Below are 15,536 nucleotides of genomic sequence, written 5' to 3' on the forward strand. Positions count from 1 at the left end.
GGGGAGTTCAGCGATCAGGGAGGCGGCAGCGGTTCGGCAGTTTGACCAAAGTAGGCCATGCAAACGGCCTCCCGAAACGCAGCTGGTAGCTGGCCTTGAGCATGGAGATCTTCCACGGTCCTGACGGCTAGAAAAGGCTTGTTTTTGCGAGGCGCTTGATATCCCAAGAGGCCCTCCAGATCTGGCGCAACCAAATGCCGTTGATTGGCACCAGCGACTAACAGGGCGAGAATATTCTGGTTGTTTGCCTGCTCGGCCGGATTGCCAGGATCCTCGTCGTGCAGTACGCGATAGGGGATGTTGAATGCGTTCAGCACGCGCTGAAACGCTGGGACGTTCGATTTGCCGTTGCAGTCCACAAGCGACACCTCGCGCCGAAGTCGTAGATGTCGTTCGAACAGTCCCATTAGCTCTGCGCCTCGCTCGAAAGCTGCAATAGCGCTAAATTCCTCCATAAGCACGACCCGTTTGGCGAAGAAAAGCTCGTTCACGGTAGGATCGAAGCGTGCCACAGTATTCAGTCGCTGCCTGTCGGCTTGGAGAGGTTGCCCGGGAAAGAGATCTTGGGTCACCTGATGCGCAGCCGCGTCACCTTGTGGCGTCTTGAACATCCTAACGATAGCTCGATATTTGGTGGCGATATCAAGGAACACTGGTGAATGAGTGCAGCATGCCACTTGGGTAGAAGCTTGTTCAGCCAAACGATACAGAACGTCACGCATCAACCGCTCCATTTGCGGATGAAGATATAGCTCCGGCTCTTCGATCAGCAGGATGTTGGCTCTTACCGGTGCGAGGGCCGCACCAGGTACAACCTGCGCCTGCGCATCGGCCAGTGATTGCAGCAAGGTAATGACCAATGTCCTCTGAAGGCCGTGTCCTTGGTGTCCAACGTCAGTATCGATGCCTGCTTCCACGTCACGGATGACCAGAGACGTTGATGGCAGCACCATCGATCGAATCTCCGGCGCTTCCGTACGAATCAGCGCCTGGCCTCCTACTACTTCGTTAAGGCTCCGGTTGATCCGGTCCTGTAGGTCCCGAACCTCCTGGGCTTGGCGTTGAGGATTGGCCTCGTCAGGGCGGAACAAGGCCAACACCTCGTCCAACGCCTCTTGCAACCGAACCATTTCCGGGCGCTGTGCCAAGCTTCGCTCGACAATGAGATTCACCAACTTGCCGTAGGTCGACGCATCCTTCGCGTTGGTCTCGTCGCTAGCTTCTTGCACCGCCCGTACCAATATGGGGCGTGGCAGGATGGAGTTGGCGTTGCTTTTCCAATTTCCGCCGCCACCTGGGTTTGGCACCCAATTGGGCGCCCCGAAAGCCACGAGGTCAGGCCGTTGCCGTCGCACCGCCTCGCGCAGCGTCTCTCTCGCAGCGTTCGTAGGGCGAACTCCGCGATTTGGCAGCGCCGCAATGAGCGGCTGATATTCCTCTGGAAATGCATTCCAAGTCGCGTCAGCCTCTGGCCAGCCTTCAAATCGCTCCGCGCCGGAGAAGGAATACAGCGCCTCTTTCCACCCACCCGATTCGCCGTCCTCGCCGGGCTCGAACCAGTAGCGCTTCTTCAAGACCCAGCGGTCGCCGTTCATGCGACCACGAACTGCTACCTGAGTTGTCTCTTCGTCGCTGAGACCGTCGAAATGTCCAATGAGCTCGATCGCGTTCGCCACATCGGTCAGATGTCGCCGGAACAACGATGGGTCTTTAATAGCGCTGCCGCTCAGGAAAGCAGCAATGGCCGACAGGATGGTTGACTTGCCGGCGTTGTTTTCACCGATCAGCACCAGCAAGTCCTCCCACTCCAAGCTGGCATACTCGACGCACTTAAAATTTCTGACCTCGAAGCGACACAGGCGCATGCGATTTCTCCCCGATATCAAACTGTCTTGAACGCTGGCTCCTCAGTACATCAGCTTCATTTGTCTCGTTCGATGACGTCGTAGTACGACTAGTCATCGCCAATCTTACGTCAACAACCAGATAGCCGCGACTGACTACTTGCCGAACCTTGCGGTCGACCGATATGGTCGGCCATATATCACAATAGGATCAGCCTTAGTTTCGATACAGCAACGTGGCGTCATCAATAGCCAACGGCATCAGGAACTGCTTGGTCGGCTATTTCGAAACTTATTATGGGGTGGATCTCCCGAATGCTCGTCCTCCTTGCAACGTCCTGGCCCTGTGCAACCGGAACGAAGTGAAGCCGTTGTTCCTGCCATCAGATCACGAGTGCAGCTTCACTTGCTTGGCACGAAACAGTGGCTGCATCGACTGGAAATTATCGACATGCGCACCCAATGCCGTGACGCTCCTTGCGGAGTCAGATAAAACCCAACGCATACCGTATCTGACGCAATGGAACGCGTCGCCGGTCGACCCTGCCACTGCCCGGCCTCATTTCAACGGCGTGTTGGCAGTCTATTCGCTCCTCTACCGCGGCTAGACCTTCGGATAATCCGGATTCTGTAGCCGCCGACATACGCCAGCACTGGTACAGACAGCGTGCACTCTCAATCTCCTCGGGGACGCTCGCCACAGGAGAAATGTGCGAGAAAGCCGAACCACATCGACACCGCACCATGCTCGGCCGCGTCACCATGATCGGCTTCTCGCACTGTGGACAAACGTCAAGCAGTTGAACAGCATGCACGGGACATGCCGTCATCCAGGTAAGACGATGGGCGGCAAGCATTATTCCGCCGTCGAGCAGGCACATCGGACAGATTCGCTCGCGCGCTCGAACAAGCAAGTGCCGGGCCTCAATCACGTGACGCCCCACCGCGTAACTGAAGGCGGCCCCTCGTGCTCGCCCACCGACTTCGACCGGGCACATCGATCTCATGGTCGATTGCCCGATCCGGCAAACACGCGACAGCTCTGCAATCTCGGCGGAAACCAACGGACCGAACGCAACGCAACCCGCGTCGCGTAGCAACGCCCCAACACTTCTCAGACCGTTGGCGTCCACCAGACGCATGAGCACCGACGACAACGACTCGTCGGGATAGGGTTCGACGCGAAGCGCAAGCGGCAGCCGTAACATCGCATTCGCTGGCCTTGCGGAGCACGACATCCAACTTCGATTTTCCATATCGAACTCCAGATCGATGCGGTGCTCGTTCCTAGCGGTAGGCGCCTGTCTGCATGCTCAGCAGCGTCCGGGCCACCAGTTCCTCTCCGTCGGTGGTATCGAGATACGTAACTGGCTTCTTCCACCCGAGTGACGGCACCTCTTCGTGTAGCCACGTACACAACCACTTTTCCGCATCAAATCCCTCCGACTCGCCTGACTCGTCGACCATTTTCTGCACAAGATTGACGAGCCTGTTCCAGATCGCTTCAGGCACGGGCTCGACCATACATTCGGATCGCCATGTGCCGCAACGACACGTTTTCATGATGTCCACCTCGCCCCGATTCGAAGTCCCACGTCGGAACCCGTGGCGATCCGATTTGAATCGGATCGCCACGGGTCATCGACAACACCGCGTCACACGGCCTGCACCACTGGACCGCCGATTGCGTCGACCAATGCGCGATGAAGGAACGCGAATGGCGGCTCCGGCAACTCCGTGAACAAACGCAAGGAAATGTGCTCAACGCTCCTGACCGAGCTCAAGATCGAACCCGACCGAGGTCGGTATTGCCGTTCTGCGTTGACCAGTTCCACGAATCCCCGAGGCCAGTCCGACATGATCCGCCCGATTTTCTGCATGCGCGGCGTCAGTTCAGAAATGGCCTTCGAGCGCAGCCCCTTGTCTGTCGACCCGATCGTTGCACCACTGGCGCGATAGAGAAACGAAAGCACGCGCAGCAACTCCCCAAGGTCAAGCGCCGCGAAATCGGAAGGGACGCCTGGCGGACAGTCCGGCACGTCATGTTCGAAGCTCATGCGCCAGCGCCGATCGATGAGCCTAGTGATCATCAATTCGTCCGGCGTCGCGAGTTGACACGCGGCTGACCCGAGATCCGTCCCACACTGACAACGCGCCAGACCCGGTCGCATGGACGACACATCACGTCGACAGCCCGGACAGCGATCGAGGAGTTGGACGCCGTGGACAGCGCAGCACGTCGCAAATACGTAAGCATTCACACCCAGCACATGTCGGTGCTCGGCGATACACATCGGGCATACGCGCTCATTGGCGCCGACCAGGATTGCATCGGGCTCAACCCAGTGACCGTACAAGCTGATCTTCGGGTGCTTCACCCCGTTACAGTCCATCGCGCCTATGTTCATCGGTGTCATCGCACGGAGCAGTTTCGGGGAAAGCCGGCAAACACGGGCAACCGCATCGACCTCCGAGGCAAAGCGCGGCCGAGCAGCAGCCACGCCGGCGCGGCGCAGGACCATCCCTGGTCCACTCAACCCGTTGACCTCGGCAACGCGATGCAGCAACGACGAAAGCGACTCTCCCCGATGCGGAGCAACGCCAAGAAGAAGAGGGGTCGTCATTGCACGTCCTCCGCAAACGGTTCACCCGGTTGGTCAAGCGGAACGCCATTAAACTTCGAATCGAAGGGATCGCGAGAAGGTGGTGCATCCTTCCAGATATGAACGCGAAACGCCGCGGCAAAATCGTTCAGCGTGACACTTCTCCCACCGCGTCTCTCGGCAACCTGGTAAGCACCATTCAACAGCTTGCACATGTAGTCCACCAGTCCGGCAGTTGCGTAGTACAACTTCATCACGACACGCTTGTCGACAATATCCGTCATCGGCAATGGCATATCTTTGGCGAGCGCCTGCATCACGCCAATGAACGTTTGGGCGCCTTCGTTGGTGTTCACATTGAACGGGCGCATCTCCGTCACGCGAGAAAACCGGCGCCGCAATTGCCCATTGACTCGCAGCACACCCAGCAGCGACGGCAGCCCCGCGAGCACAACAGCAGCTGGGAGCCGGTCCAGCAGCACCTTCAGCCAGTTCGCAACCTGTCTCAGCGAACGGCGATCGCCCTCGACGAAGTGCTGAAACTCGTCGAGCATGATGATCTCCACGCCACAGCCGTGTACCAGTTTGACAATCTGCTCTGTCAGGCGCGCACTCGATTGACCAGCTTGCGCGATTTCACCCAAGGCAATCAACATAGCTTCAGCCAGCGATCTGACAGTCGGTACTGCAGGCACGATGACATAGAGAACCGGCACGTGCCGGCGCAACACCTCCTCTCGCACCGGGAATTGGGCACGATAGCATTCGAGCACGGTCGATTTTCCGGCTCCCGACGCCCCAATCGTCGCCAGACATCCTGCTTCACCGGATTCCCGCAGCCATTGATGGATCTCCTCGATACTCTTGAGCGCAGTAACGAAATCGGGATGTTCGACAATGCTTTTACGGACATTAAATCGCTTCATGATCAGCTCCTTACCGTTCATTGCGCTTCGTAACAGAAAATTCAGGAACACTATCGAATCTAACGACCATGGAGTCCACTTGATCGGACTGGGCGAAATCGTCCACGACGTTCCCACCAGCGGCTCCCAACAAAAGATCCTTGCTCGACTTCCCCTTGATCTGCGCAACCCATTTGCGCTTCTTGAGTTTCTGATCAAGCTCCGCCTTGGCAATGTCGTCTGCGAGACGGATACGCGCTTTTCGAAGCGAGACAGGGTTGATATCGACGCTGCTGTCTCGCATGGCGCCCGTGACTTCGTTGTGCATCCATCTGGTCAAATCCTTCGTGTAGTCTGGATCGGTGCAATCAACGCGAAGGTATTCTTTCTGCCTTGGGTCGTAGACGTAGACAAAGCTGGTCTGCTCGTTGAAATACCGAACCTTGACTTTTTCGTCGTCCGATATGCTGTGACGAAGCAGTTGCAACGCACTGGAGTTGTACGACAGGTGATCAAACGTCACGCCACTGTTCGTGATCGGACGTATGATGGTGTCCGAGAACGCGACGGAAAGCTGATCGGGATCGGCCGGCATGTAGATAGGGGTCAGCCGTGCACTTTCCTGCCATGCCTGAAACGGTGTCTTGCCCTTCAAGCCACGATGTGGCGCGTGCTGGTAACACTCCACAATCCAGCGCACGACAAACACCGTTAGCTGTTCGAGGGTCACACACGCAAGCTTCTCAGACGGGTACTCTCCACGATCCTTGGTATTCGACCAAGTCGTCCCCGGAATCAAATGGAAGAGTTGTTCCGCTATCGTGCGCATGAACCGCTCCACACGGCCTTTGAACCATGGTGCACGGCTCGGGCAGTACACGAGTGAAATCCCCAACTCGTCGCAGCCAGCTCGTGTGGCGCCGCCGTGGAATTCCCACGCGTTGTCACCGAAGATCATCTCGGCTACACCTCGCGCCAACCATTCAAGATGCCCGAGGCTTAATCGGTTCAGTAGATCGCGCTTGCTGAGCATGGCCATTTGCATTGCCCATCCAACCTCCTCCTGGCCAGGTGAGCGCGCCCCGATATGAAACCCCATCACCATGCGAGTGTGCGCATCAATGATGAGCGTCAGTACGGGACGGACGATGACCATACGGGTGCGCTCACAGACGCACAGCAAGTTCACCGGCGTGTGGTCAATCTCCCACCGCTCGTTGAGTCGTTTTGTTTTGAGCCGACGGAACACCGGTCGATACTGCTTCAGTGCTTCGGTGCGGCCCTCCCGGGCCGCGGTGACGAGATAGCTGTTCAGTTTCCCAACATGACGATAAAGCGTCGCTCTACTAATCGTGGGTAACGGATTTTCCAGGTCACGTTCGTTATGAGCGTCAATGGCATCCTCTACTTGATCGTACAATCTCGCCACGTTGAGTTTCTGGCCATTGAGATAGTGCGTTTCGATGACATCTTCCACCAGCGAGAGCAGTCGACCATCGAGGATTTCGCGTCGTCCCTTGTTTTCATGGCGCGGCACCACGTCCATGACATCACGTGACGGCTGGTAGCGTTCTCTCCACCGACAGAAGGATCGATAGGTTGGCGGTATCAATGCGCCAACCTCACACGCCACCCGTTTGATGACGGTCTCGACTTCGTGGACGCGCGAGCACTTCGCCTCCTCGACGGCTCTTAGGTAGACGAGTCGCGCACGCATCACGACAAGATCTTCTTCTTTGAAGGTGGTGACATCACGTCGAGCAACAACAATCGGCGACGCAGCCGTCTCACGTAGCGATTCGATACTGACGGACCATGTCCCATTACCGTGGCGTGCCCATATTTCAGTTTCGTGCAGGCGTATTGGCGAGCTGTAGTCGGAGCTGAGCTCGATTCGACCATCGGGCAGCGCAGTCTGAACGCGCCAGACATACTCGCCCTCACGGAACTCGACGCCACGCTTAAGCAAAAATTTTTGCATGACGCACCTCCGAAGGAGCGACGTAAATGGCTGCGTCGGAGGTCAGCGGCACATCGAGATCGATACCCGCGGCGCCATTGGCGATCCAGGTCAACGCAACGTCGCGTGAACGGGCCAGATGCACGAGGTTTCGGAGGGTTTTCGGATACTTCTTTTCAACGAGCCACTGTGCTTCCCGGATCCGTTCGGACGAAATTCGCCCCAGCCACGGCCGCAAGAGCCGCAGAGTCTCGTGACGAGTGCCGGAGATGTAGGTACGTTCATCCCAAATGAAGAGGGCGTGTCCATGCTCGGCAAGGACGGCTCTCGCACGCGCCATGCGGGCCTGCACTGAAGGCTTCTGCAGATCCTTTGTTGGCTTGGCTTCGACGAAGACAGTCGAACTGTCGCGCCGCACAATCTCGTAATCCGGCGTGTACCGAAAAACCTGGCCGGCCTCACGGAGAACAAATGTTCTATCTTGAGCGCTACGAAAGCGCAGTACTTCTGGGCTGAACTCGAGCAAGAGGGTCGTCGCCTCTTCCGCAAGGGAATACCAAGGCATCGAGCAAGCGTTTTTGACAGAGGGCGTGAAACCTCGAAAATTTCCGCCACTGCGGGTATCGTACGAAGGCATGATGATGTCTCCTGCGCCCTTTCGGGCGCGTGGATGTGGGGAGCGCCAGTCCGAATGGACGAGCGCCGGCCGCGCGGATGTCATTTCCACGCAACGAGGAGACGAGTTGGGCCTTGACGCCGATGAGGAGGGAGCTATACTGAAGTCGCTTAGGTTTCAGTTGTGCTCCCGCTCAGTCGGGTCGAAAGAACCAATCCGTCGTAAAGGGTTGGTTTTTTCTTTTCTTTCGAATAGGCAGTACTCCTAATTCAATTGGTTGATGGGAAAAGGCATTTTCAGGATGACGTTACCGATCCAGCCTCGCCACCAGTTCATCAAGCAAGGTGACTTCGTCACCGCTTAGACGCGTCGACGCCCGCACCAGGCGATTGATCAGGCGCAACGTATCTGAGTGCAGGTCGTCGGGTAACTGCAATTTCCTTTGCGAGTCCAGAGCGGCCTCGAGCAATGAAGCGACATCGGCGTTGCTCATGCCGAGTACCGCAGCTATCCGCTCAATTTGTTCGGTCGATGGCGGCGGCTTAACCGCGCGCTCGAGCTTCCAGACATATTGAATCGCGACCCCAAGTTGCTTGGCCACATTCGTTTGACTGAGACCAGCTCGCTTTCGGTAGTACGCCAATGCATTTGAGAATGGAGTCATCGCCTTGCACCTACACATGTCCTATCTCTCAATGTATGTGGTGACCCAGCCGGCGGACAAGTAAATTTTTTCTTCTTCTCCGCGACAACAAAGGCGGAAGAACCATCGTTCGAATCAAAAAATAGAGTCAGGCGTTATGGAAACGCTGAAAAGGAGAAGAAAATTATTTCCCTTTTTGTACAAGTGTCGGCTCGTATGTTTCTCGAGTAGGGTCGATTCATTCGTCAAACTTCTGAACGGCATACGCAAGGAAATCGACGAAAATTAATCTATAGGTGTTCAAACGACACGCAGATTTGCGGTGACGGATGAACGGTGCCGGCCGGCCGAAAAGCATCCGTTGCGCGAAAGTTACACTCCCAGGACAAGTGTGGGCCGGGTTGCAAAGCGACACAAATAGCCATGGCTCACATTGCCGCGATTGGTATGACAATTTGAAGCGTGTGCCGCAGAAAGGCTGCACAGAGCCTCTAGGTCTACTTCGTCAGGTAATCAAGACGATCGACAAAGCTATCCCCGGCGATTCGATCAAGTTCTCGCTAAAGCAAGATCACGACAACCTCCGACTCAGAGCAGCCGTAGAAGCCAATCTTGGCGATGCGCTCAAGTACCACATCGACCTGCGCGGGAGGGTTAGCCGAACGAGCCGAGTAGCTTCGGCAGATGGCTTGCGCCCTGAACTAAGCATCGACCTCCTCATTGGCTTGTGAAGACACGCCCAGACGTGAGACGGCGATTGAGCGTCGTCAATGCGGCGGCATCGATCTGACACCATCGACTAAACATTGCGTCGTAGACCGTCACTGCCAAATATTCTCCGATCATTTTCCGCCTATCCCTACGGATTACATGCCGAACGCATGAAAGGTAGCCAATTCTTCAAAGACAACTTATTGAGACTACGGACATCTTTTCTGAGAGCCCACACAAGCGTCGCCCCCACAACAATTCCACCCCCTCTCCCGTACCGGCATTCGTCAAACCAACTGTACCGGTACTGTACAGAAAACCGTCGCTAAACTGACCTCCATCCCAGTCCAGAACCGAACGGAGAATCCGCGATGGAATTCCTCACCCTCAGCGCGTTGCCCGCCGGCATGCTGTTCGCGCTCGTCACGTCGATCACGCCCGGCCCGAACAACACGATGCTGCTCGCATCCGGCGTCAATTTCGGTTTCCGCCGCACCATGCCGCACCTGTTCGGCATCAGCATCGGCGTCGCGATCCTGATGCTCTGCGTCGGCTTCGGCCTCGGCGAAGCGTTCAAGCGCCTGCCGCTGCTGTACACGATCCTCGAAGTCGCGAGCGTCACGTACCTGCTCTACCTCGCGTGGCGCATCGGCACGTCGGGCGAAGTGAAGGCCCACGGCGGCAAGCCGCGTCCGATGACGTTCATCGAAGCCGCCGCGTTCCAGTGGATCAACCCGAAGGCCTGGATGATGGTGCTGACCGCCGCGACGACGGTCCGCCTGTCCGCCGACTACGGGATGAACGCCGCCTGGATGGCCGTCGTGTTCATCCTGATCGGCTTCCCGTGCATCTGCCTGTGGGCCGCTTTCGGCCTCGGCCTGCGCCGCTTCCTGTCGAACCCCCGCGCGCTGCGCATGTTCAACATGACGATGGCCGTGCTGCTGATCCTGTCGCTGTATCCGCTGGTCGCGCACCTGCTGGCGTAGTGAGCGCTCACCGCGCGCCCGTTGAGATTCGCCCGATGCAGGCGTACCCTTTTGTTACGGGCGCGCGCAGCCGTTTCGCCGGTTGCGCCGCTGCTGCCGGGAGAGTGTCGATGAAGCCATTGCTGAGGGCGGGCGAGCACATCGAGGGGATGCACTGGATCGCCGAGTATCACCCGCTCACGCACGAGATTCGCGTGCTGCGCGAGGACATCGAGATCGGTATCTACAGCGCGCCGCCGACGATGTTCGGTGAAGAGGAAGACATGGGCGCCGCGAACCTCGCCGATCATCGCGGCCGGGAGGCCGCGCTGCGCGCGTATCTGCGCAACTTCGTGAGGGAACACGACACGGAGGAATAGCCGGCGGCCCGACGGCCGCCGTCCCAGGGGGCCGGCGCATCGCACCGGCCCGCGCTTCGCTCAATGCCCGAGCGATTCAATCTTGCCTGCCGGCTGCGTCACGTCATGCGGCCGCGCCATCTGCTTGATCAGCAGTGCGACACACGCGAGCAAGCCCGCGACGGCGATCGTCGCGAACACGCCCGCGAACGAGAAATGCCGGCGCGTCAGCTCGGCGACGAGGAACGATCCCGCAATCCCGCCGAAGCGGCCGACGCCGAGCATCCACGCGACACCCGTGCCGCGCCCCTCGGTCGGATAGAACGCGGCGGCGAGCGCCGGCATCGACGATTGCGCGGTATTCATCAGCACACCGGCCACGAACACGACCAGCACGAGCAGCCCGACGTTGCCGGCCGCCTGCCCGATCGCGTAGACGCTCACCGCCGTCAGCGCGTAGCACACCGCGATCACGCGGTTCGCGTTGAAGCGGTCCATCAGCACGCCGCACAGCACCGCGCCGACGCCGCCGAGCGGGAACAGCGCGGAGATCAGCGTCGCGCTCTTCGGCGTCAGGCCGGCATCCTTCAGCAGGATCGGCATCCAGTTGATCGACGCGTAGAAGATCACGAGCCCCATGAAGTACGCGAGCCACAGCATCACCGAGCCGACGATGTACGAGCGCGACAGCACGACGCCGAGGCCCTTGCTGCCGGTCTGCGGCGCGGCTTCGGTCAGCGCGAACGAGCCGGCGTTCAGCGCATCGCGCGAGATACGCGCGAGCGTCGCGCGAACCTTGTCGACGGCGTGGTGGTTGGCGACCATGAAGCGCACCGATTCCGGCATCTTCAGCAGCAACAGCACGCCGAGCAGCAGCGGCGTCACGCCGCCGAGGATCAGCACGCTGCGCCAGCCGAAATGCGGAATCATCCATGCGGCGAGGAATCCGCCGAACGCGGCGCCGAGCGGGAAGCCGCAGAACATCAGGTTGATCACGGTCGCGCGGCGCTTGTCCGGGCAGAACTCGCCCATCATCGTGACCGCGTTCGGCATCGCCGCGCCGAGCCCGACGCCGGTGATGAAACGCAGGATCGTCAGGTGTCCGATCGTCGTCGAGAAGGCGGACATCAGGCATGCGACGCCGAACAGGAACACCGAGCCGAGCAGCAGCGAGCGGCGCCCGAGCTTGTCGGACAGCGGGCCCGACACGAGCGCGCCGCACGCGAGACCGAACAGCGCGGCGCTCAGCACCGGTGCGAGATCGGGTTTGGTGAGGTTCCATTCGCCGAGCAGCGACGGCGCGATGAAGCCGATCGCAGCCGTATCGAAGCCGTCGAGCAGCACGATCACGAAACACATGAGGAATACGAGCCATTGAAAACCGCCGAACGGCTGCTCGTTGATGAAGGTCTGGACATCGACCACGGGTGTGCGATTCATCGCGAGTCTCCTGATATATACAAGCGACGCGGCCTCGGAACCACGTCTTGCCTTTATTCGCGCACCGGCCATCCGGTGCGCCGCGCGCCGATGCTCTGCCGGCACGTTCATTCATCGCCGAGGCCCGCGAACCATCCGCGGGCCTCGACTCAACATCGGACTACAGGTACTTAACCGGCCGCACCTAGGCGGCCCCATCCTGCTCCTTGAAGATCTTGTCCGCGAGATGGAACGCGGAATTCGCCGCCGGCACCCCGCAATAGATCGCGGTCTGCAGCAGCACTTCCTTGATCTCGTCACGCGTCACGCCATTGTTGCGCGCGGCACGCAGGTGCAGCGCCAGTTCCTCGCCGCGGTTCAGCGCCACCATCATCGCGATGGTCAGCAGGCTGCGCGTATGGCGCGGCAGGCCGTCGCGCGTCCAGATCTCGCCCCATGCATAGCGCGTGATCAGGTTCTGGAATTCGTCGGTCACCTCGGTGCGGTTCTCGAGCGAACGGTCGACGTGCGCGTCGCCGAGCACCGCGCGACGCACCTTCATCCCTGCTTCATAACGTTCCTGGTCATCCATCGCCGGTGCCTCACGCAGTCAGGAAATCGAGCAGCGCGCGGTTGAAGCCGTCGGTGCACTCGATGTTCGAAATATGCGCGGCGTCGAATTCGACGTGCTGCGCACCCGGAATCGCGGCGGTCAGCGCGCGGCCCTGGTCGGGCGGCGTCGACATGTCCTTCGCGCCGGTCACGACGAGCACCGGCAGCGCGATGCCTTTCACCTCTTCGCGCAGGTCGGCTGCGTTCAGCGCGTCGCAGTTCGCCGCATAGCCGTCCTTGTCGGTATGCACGAAGGTGTCGCGGATCGCATCGAACAGACGCGGCTCGCGTTCGACGAACGCGTCGGTGAACCAGCGCGGCAGCACGGCGTCGGCGAGCGCGGCCATCCCTTCGGCACGCGCCTTCTGCGCCCGCGGCGCCCACACTTCCGGCGAGCCGATCTTCGCGGCGGTGTTCGACAGCACCGCGCGAACGATGCGCGACGGGAAGCGTGCGGCGAGCGCCGCACCCGTCAGCCCGCCCATCGAGATCCCGCAGAAATGCGCTCGGGCGATGCCGACGTGGTCGAGCAGGCCGATCACGTCGCCGGCGAGCTGCTCGATCGTGTACGAACCGGCCGGCGCATCGGAATGGCCGTGGCCGCGCGTGTCGTAGCGCAGGATGTTGAAGTGCTGCGTCAGCGGGCGGATCTGCGGCGCCCACATCTGCAGGTCGGCGCCGAGCGAGTTCGAGAAGACGAGCCACGGCGCGTCGTCGCGCGCGGCACGGTCGATCCGGTAATGCAGTTTCACGCCGTTGACAGTGGCGAAAGGCATCAATGTTCTCCTGGTGATTGCGTGCCCGCATGCAGCGCGAGCACGGCGTCGACGTAGGCCTGCGCCTCGCCGACGTAATGAGCGGGATCGAGCAGCCGCGCGAGCGCGTCGCGCGACAGGTGGGCCGACACGGTCGCGTCGGCGGCGAGCACGTCGAACAGCGTCGCGCCCGTGCGCACGGCTTCCTTCGACGCGTGTTCGACGACGTGATGCGCGTCGAGCCGGCCGATCTTGTCGCCGAGCGCGAGCATCACCGCTTCGCCGAGAATCAGCCCGCGGGTCAGGTCGAGGTTCGCGGCCAGGCGTTCGGTGTTCACGTCGAGGCCCGCGACGATCTGCGCGATCTGCGCCAGCGCGCCGCCGGTCAGGCGCGCGAGATCGGGCAATGCATCCCACTCGGCCTGCCAGCCGCCGAGCGCGCGCTCGTGCTCCTGGACCATGCCCGCGAACACCGTCGCGACGAGATTCGGCGCGCGCACGGCAGCCGTCAGCACGGCTGCGCAGCCGACCGGGTTGCGCTTGTGCGGCATCGTCGACGAGCCGCCCTTGCCGGCGGCGGCCGGCTCGCCGAGCTCGCCGACTTCGGTCTGCATCTGCAGCGATACGTCGCGCGCGATCTTGCCAAGCGTGCCCGTCAGCATCCCGAAGCAGGACGCGGCTTCCGCGATGCGGTCGCGCTGCGTGTGCCACGGCACCGCCGGCGCCGCGAGCTTCAGGTCGGCCGCCAGCGCGGCCGTGACACCGGCCGAGTGCTCGCGCAGGCTCGCGAGCGTGCCGGCCGCGCCGCCGAACTGCAGCACGAGCGCACGTTCGCGCAATTCGGCGAAGCGCGCGCGATGGCGCAGCAGCGCATCGAGCCATTGCGCGAATTTCAGGCCGAGCGTGATCGGCAGCGCCTGCTGCAGCCACGTGCGACCGATCATCGGCGTCGCGCGATGTGTGCGCGCGAGCGCCGCGAGCGATGCGCATGCTTCGTCGAGCATCGGTTCGAGCACGTCGAGCGTGTCGCGCAACTGCAGCACGGTGGCGGTATCGATGATGTCCTGGCTCGTCGCGCCCCAGTGCACGAACTTCGCGGCCTCGGGGTCGTCGGCCTTCACCTGAGCGGTGAGCTGCTTGACGAGCGGAATCGCGAGATTGCCGCCGAGCGCCGCACCGTGCGCGAGCGCGTCGGCGTCGAGCCGGCTGGCTTCGCATGCGCGTTCGATCGGCGTGACCGCCGATGCGGGAATCACCTGCTGCGCGGCGAGCGCACGCGCGAGCGCGGCCTCGACGTCGAGCATCCGCTGGATCGTCGCGCGGGGCGACCAGATCCGGTTGAGCGGCTCGGTGCCGCAGATGAGGGAGGTCAGGCGGGCGCTGTCTTCGAGCATGGCATCAGATAGGGGAAACGGCGTGCGCCTATTGTCCACCCAAGCGTGCCGGCCTGCGCGCAAGCGCACGCGCCGGCACGCTCGGGGTTCAGGCAGCGGCCTTTTGCGTCGCGTCGATCAGCGGCACGCCGGTCAGCTTCTGCAGTTCGTCGAACGACAGGTCGGTGAAGATCTCGCTCACCGCCAGGCCGTCGGCCGTCACGTCGAGCACGGCGAGATCCGTATAGATGCGGCTCACGCACTGCACGCCGGTGACCGGATACGAGCACTGCGCGACGATCTTGCTTTCGCCCTGCTTCGTCAGGTGCTCCATCATCACGAACACCTGCTTTGCGCCGCTCGCGAGGTCCATCGCGCCGCCGACCGCCGGAATCGCGTCGGGCGCGCCCGTGTGCCAGTTCGCGAGGTCGCCGTTCGCCGATACCTGGAACGCGCCGAGCACGCAGTAGTCGAGGTGGCCGCCGCGCATCATCGCGAACGAATCCGCGTGGTGGAAATACGCGCCGCCGGTGAGCAGCGTCACGTGCTGCTTGCCGGCATTGATCAGTTCGTCGTCTTCCTCGCCGGCCGCGGGCGCGGGGCCCATGCCGAGCAGCCCGTTCTCGCTGTGCAGGAAGATTTCCTTGCTCGGGTCGAGGTGGTTCGCCACCAGCGTCGGCACGCCGATGCCGAGGTTCACGTACGCGCCTTCGGGGATGTCCTGGGCGACGCGCTTGGCCATTTCATCGCGGGTCAGTCGTTTCATGTCGG

Annotated in this window: 15 protein-coding genes; 2 read left to right on the forward strand and 13 right to left on the reverse strand. The window is 60.8% G+C overall.

Going from position 1 to position 15,536, the window contains the following annotated elements; translation table 11 throughout:
• Positions 1–14 precede the first annotated feature (14 nt).
• From CFB47_RS32030 to CFB47_RS32065, 8 genes are all read right to left on the reverse strand, one after another.
• Entirely contained in the window at positions 15–1,865 is a 1,851-nt protein-coding gene (locus CFB47_RS32030) for an ATP-dependent endonuclease (protein ID WP_089463459.1), read from the reverse strand.
• Positions 1,866–2,329: 464 nt separating this feature from the next.
• Positions 2,330–3,100 carry a TniQ family protein gene (locus CFB47_RS42170; RefSeq protein ID WP_089463460.1) on the reverse strand — a complete coding sequence of 257 codons (771 nt, stop codon included), beginning with the start codon at positions 3,098–3,100 and terminating at the stop codon, positions 2,330–2,332.
• A gap of 31 nt (positions 3,101–3,131) precedes the next feature.
• Positions 3,132–3,368 carry an antitoxin Xre/MbcA/ParS toxin-binding domain-containing protein gene (locus CFB47_RS32040; RefSeq protein WP_089463461.1) on the reverse strand — a complete coding sequence of 79 codons (237 nt, stop codon included), beginning with the start codon at positions 3,366–3,368 and terminating at the stop codon, positions 3,132–3,134.
• Positions 3,369–3,499: 131 nt separating this feature from the next.
• Positions 3,500–4,468 carry a TniQ family protein gene (locus CFB47_RS32045; protein ID WP_089463462.1) on the reverse strand — a complete coding sequence of 323 codons (969 nt, stop codon included), beginning with the start codon at positions 4,466–4,468 and terminating at the stop codon, positions 3,500–3,502.
• Positions 4,465–5,394 carry a TniB family NTP-binding protein gene (locus CFB47_RS32050; RefSeq protein ID WP_256946789.1) on the reverse strand — a complete coding sequence of 310 codons (930 nt, stop codon included), beginning with the start codon at positions 5,392–5,394 and terminating at the stop codon, positions 4,465–4,467. The genes CFB47_RS32045 and CFB47_RS32050 overlap by 4 nt, the downstream gene beginning before the upstream one ends.
• A complete protein-coding gene (locus CFB47_RS32055; RefSeq protein WP_089463463.1) occupies positions 5,384–7,333 on the reverse strand; it encodes a Mu transposase C-terminal domain-containing protein in 1,950 nt (649 codons plus the stop codon). The genes CFB47_RS32050 and CFB47_RS32055 overlap by 11 nt, the downstream gene beginning before the upstream one ends.
• Positions 7,314–7,949 carry a hypothetical protein gene (locus CFB47_RS41890; protein ID WP_256946790.1) on the reverse strand — a complete coding sequence of 212 codons (636 nt, stop codon included), beginning with the start codon at positions 7,947–7,949 and terminating at the stop codon, positions 7,314–7,316. The genes CFB47_RS32055 and CFB47_RS41890 overlap by 20 nt, the downstream gene beginning before the upstream one ends.
• Before the next feature lie 286 nt (positions 7,950–8,235).
• Positions 8,236–8,592 carry a helix-turn-helix domain-containing protein gene (locus tag CFB47_RS32065; RefSeq protein WP_085546120.1) on the reverse strand — a complete coding sequence of 119 codons (357 nt, stop codon included), beginning with the start codon at positions 8,590–8,592 and terminating at the stop codon, positions 8,236–8,238.
• A gap of 1,061 nt (positions 8,593–9,653) precedes the next feature.
• On the opposite strand from CFB47_RS32065, the gene CFB47_RS32070 reads away from it, so the two are divergent.
• Complete coding sequence (locus CFB47_RS32070; RefSeq protein WP_089457258.1) at positions 9,654–10,268, forward strand: LysE family translocator; 615 nt, start codon at positions 9,654–9,656, stop codon at positions 10,266–10,268.
• Positions 10,269–10,378: 110 nt separating this feature from the next.
• Complete coding sequence (locus CFB47_RS32075; RefSeq protein ID WP_046548863.1) at positions 10,379–10,627, forward strand: hypothetical protein; 249 nt, start codon at positions 10,379–10,381, stop codon at positions 10,625–10,627.
• Positions 10,628–10,687: 60 nt separating this feature from the next.
• Here the strand turns inward: CFB47_RS32075 and CFB47_RS32080 are convergent, their stop codons facing one another.
• From CFB47_RS32080 to CFB47_RS32100, 5 genes are all read right to left on the reverse strand, one after another.
• Positions 10,688–12,046 (reverse strand): MFS transporter, encoded by a 1,359-nt coding sequence (locus CFB47_RS32080; protein WP_089463464.1) that lies wholly within the window; start codon positions 12,044–12,046, stop codon positions 10,688–10,690.
• A gap of 184 nt (positions 12,047–12,230) precedes the next feature.
• A complete protein-coding gene (gene pcaC / locus CFB47_RS32085; RefSeq protein ID WP_046548861.1) occupies positions 12,231–12,617 on the reverse strand; it encodes a 4-carboxymuconolactone decarboxylase in 387 nt (128 codons plus the stop codon).
• Positions 12,618–12,627: 10 nt separating this feature from the next.
• A complete protein-coding gene (gene pcaD, locus CFB47_RS32090; RefSeq protein ID WP_089463465.1) occupies positions 12,628–13,413 on the reverse strand; it encodes a 3-oxoadipate enol-lactonase in 786 nt (261 codons plus the stop codon).
• A complete protein-coding gene (locus tag CFB47_RS32095; protein ID WP_089463466.1) occupies positions 13,413–14,786 on the reverse strand; it encodes a 3-carboxy-cis,cis-muconate cycloisomerase in 1,374 nt (457 codons plus the stop codon). Before CFB47_RS32095 ends, pcaD begins: the two co-directional genes overlap by 1 nt.
• 88 nt (positions 14,787–14,874) lie before the next feature.
• Positions 14,875–15,531: a CoA transferase subunit B gene (locus CFB47_RS32100; protein WP_089463467.1), complete on the reverse strand. Its 657-nt coding sequence runs from the start codon at positions 15,529–15,531 to the stop codon at positions 14,875–14,877.
• Positions 15,532–15,536: the final 5 nt, after the last annotated feature.

Source organism: Burkholderia sp. AU27893 (assembly GCF_002223205.1).
GTDB lineage: Bacteria > Pseudomonadota > Gammaproteobacteria > Burkholderiales > Burkholderiaceae > Burkholderia.

Excerpts from the sequence above, each read along its gene's own strand:
- CFB47_RS32070 (WP_089457258.1), top strand. The coding sequence starts at position 9,654 with ATGGAATTCCTCACCCTCAGCGCGTTGCCCGCCGGCATGCTGTTCGCG.
- CFB47_RS32045 (WP_089463462.1), bottom strand. The coding sequence starts at position 4,468 with ATGACGACCCCTCTTCTTCTTGGCGTTGCTCCGCATCGGGGAGAGTCG.
- pcaC (WP_046548861.1), bottom strand. The coding sequence starts at position 12,617 with ATGGATGACCAGGAACGTTATGAAGCAGGGATGAAGGTGCGTCGCGCG.
- CFB47_RS41890 (WP_256946790.1), bottom strand. The coding sequence starts at position 7,949 with ATGCCTTCGTACGATACCCGCAGTGGCGGAAATTTTCGAGGTTTCACG.
- CFB47_RS42170 (WP_089463460.1), bottom strand. The coding sequence starts at position 3,100 with ATGGAAAATCGAAGTTGGATGTCGTGCTCCGCAAGGCCAGCGAATGCG.
- CFB47_RS32055 (WP_089463463.1), bottom strand. The coding sequence starts at position 7,333 with ATGCAAAAATTTTTGCTTAAGCGTGGCGTCGAGTTCCGTGAGGGCGAG.
- CFB47_RS32075 (WP_046548863.1), top strand. The coding sequence starts at position 10,379 with ATGAAGCCATTGCTGAGGGCGGGCGAGCACATCGAGGGGATGCACTGG.
- CFB47_RS32100 (WP_089463467.1), bottom strand. The coding sequence starts at position 15,531 with ATGAAACGACTGACCCGCGATGAAATGGCCAAGCGCGTCGCCCAGGAC.
- CFB47_RS32065 (WP_085546120.1), bottom strand. The coding sequence starts at position 8,592 with ATGACTCCATTCTCAAATGCATTGGCGTACTACCGAAAGCGAGCTGGT.
- CFB47_RS32080 (WP_089463464.1), bottom strand. The coding sequence starts at position 12,046 with ATGAATCGCACACCCGTGGTCGATGTCCAGACCTTCATCAACGAGCAG.
- CFB47_RS32040 (WP_089463461.1), bottom strand. The coding sequence starts at position 3,368 with ATGGTCGAGCCCGTGCCTGAAGCGATCTGGAACAGGCTCGTCAATCTT.
- pcaD (WP_089463465.1), bottom strand. The coding sequence starts at position 13,413 with ATGCCTTTCGCCACTGTCAACGGCGTGAAACTGCATTACCGGATCGAC.
- CFB47_RS32050 (WP_256946789.1), bottom strand. The coding sequence starts at position 5,394 with ATGAACGGTAAGGAGCTGATCATGAAGCGATTTAATGTCCGTAAAAGC.
- CFB47_RS32095 (WP_089463466.1), bottom strand. The coding sequence starts at position 14,786 with ATGCTCGAAGACAGCGCCCGCCTGACCTCCCTCATCTGCGGCACCGAG.
- CFB47_RS32030 (WP_089463459.1), bottom strand. The coding sequence starts at position 1,865 with ATGCGCCTGTGTCGCTTCGAGGTCAGAAATTTTAAGTGCGTCGAGTAT.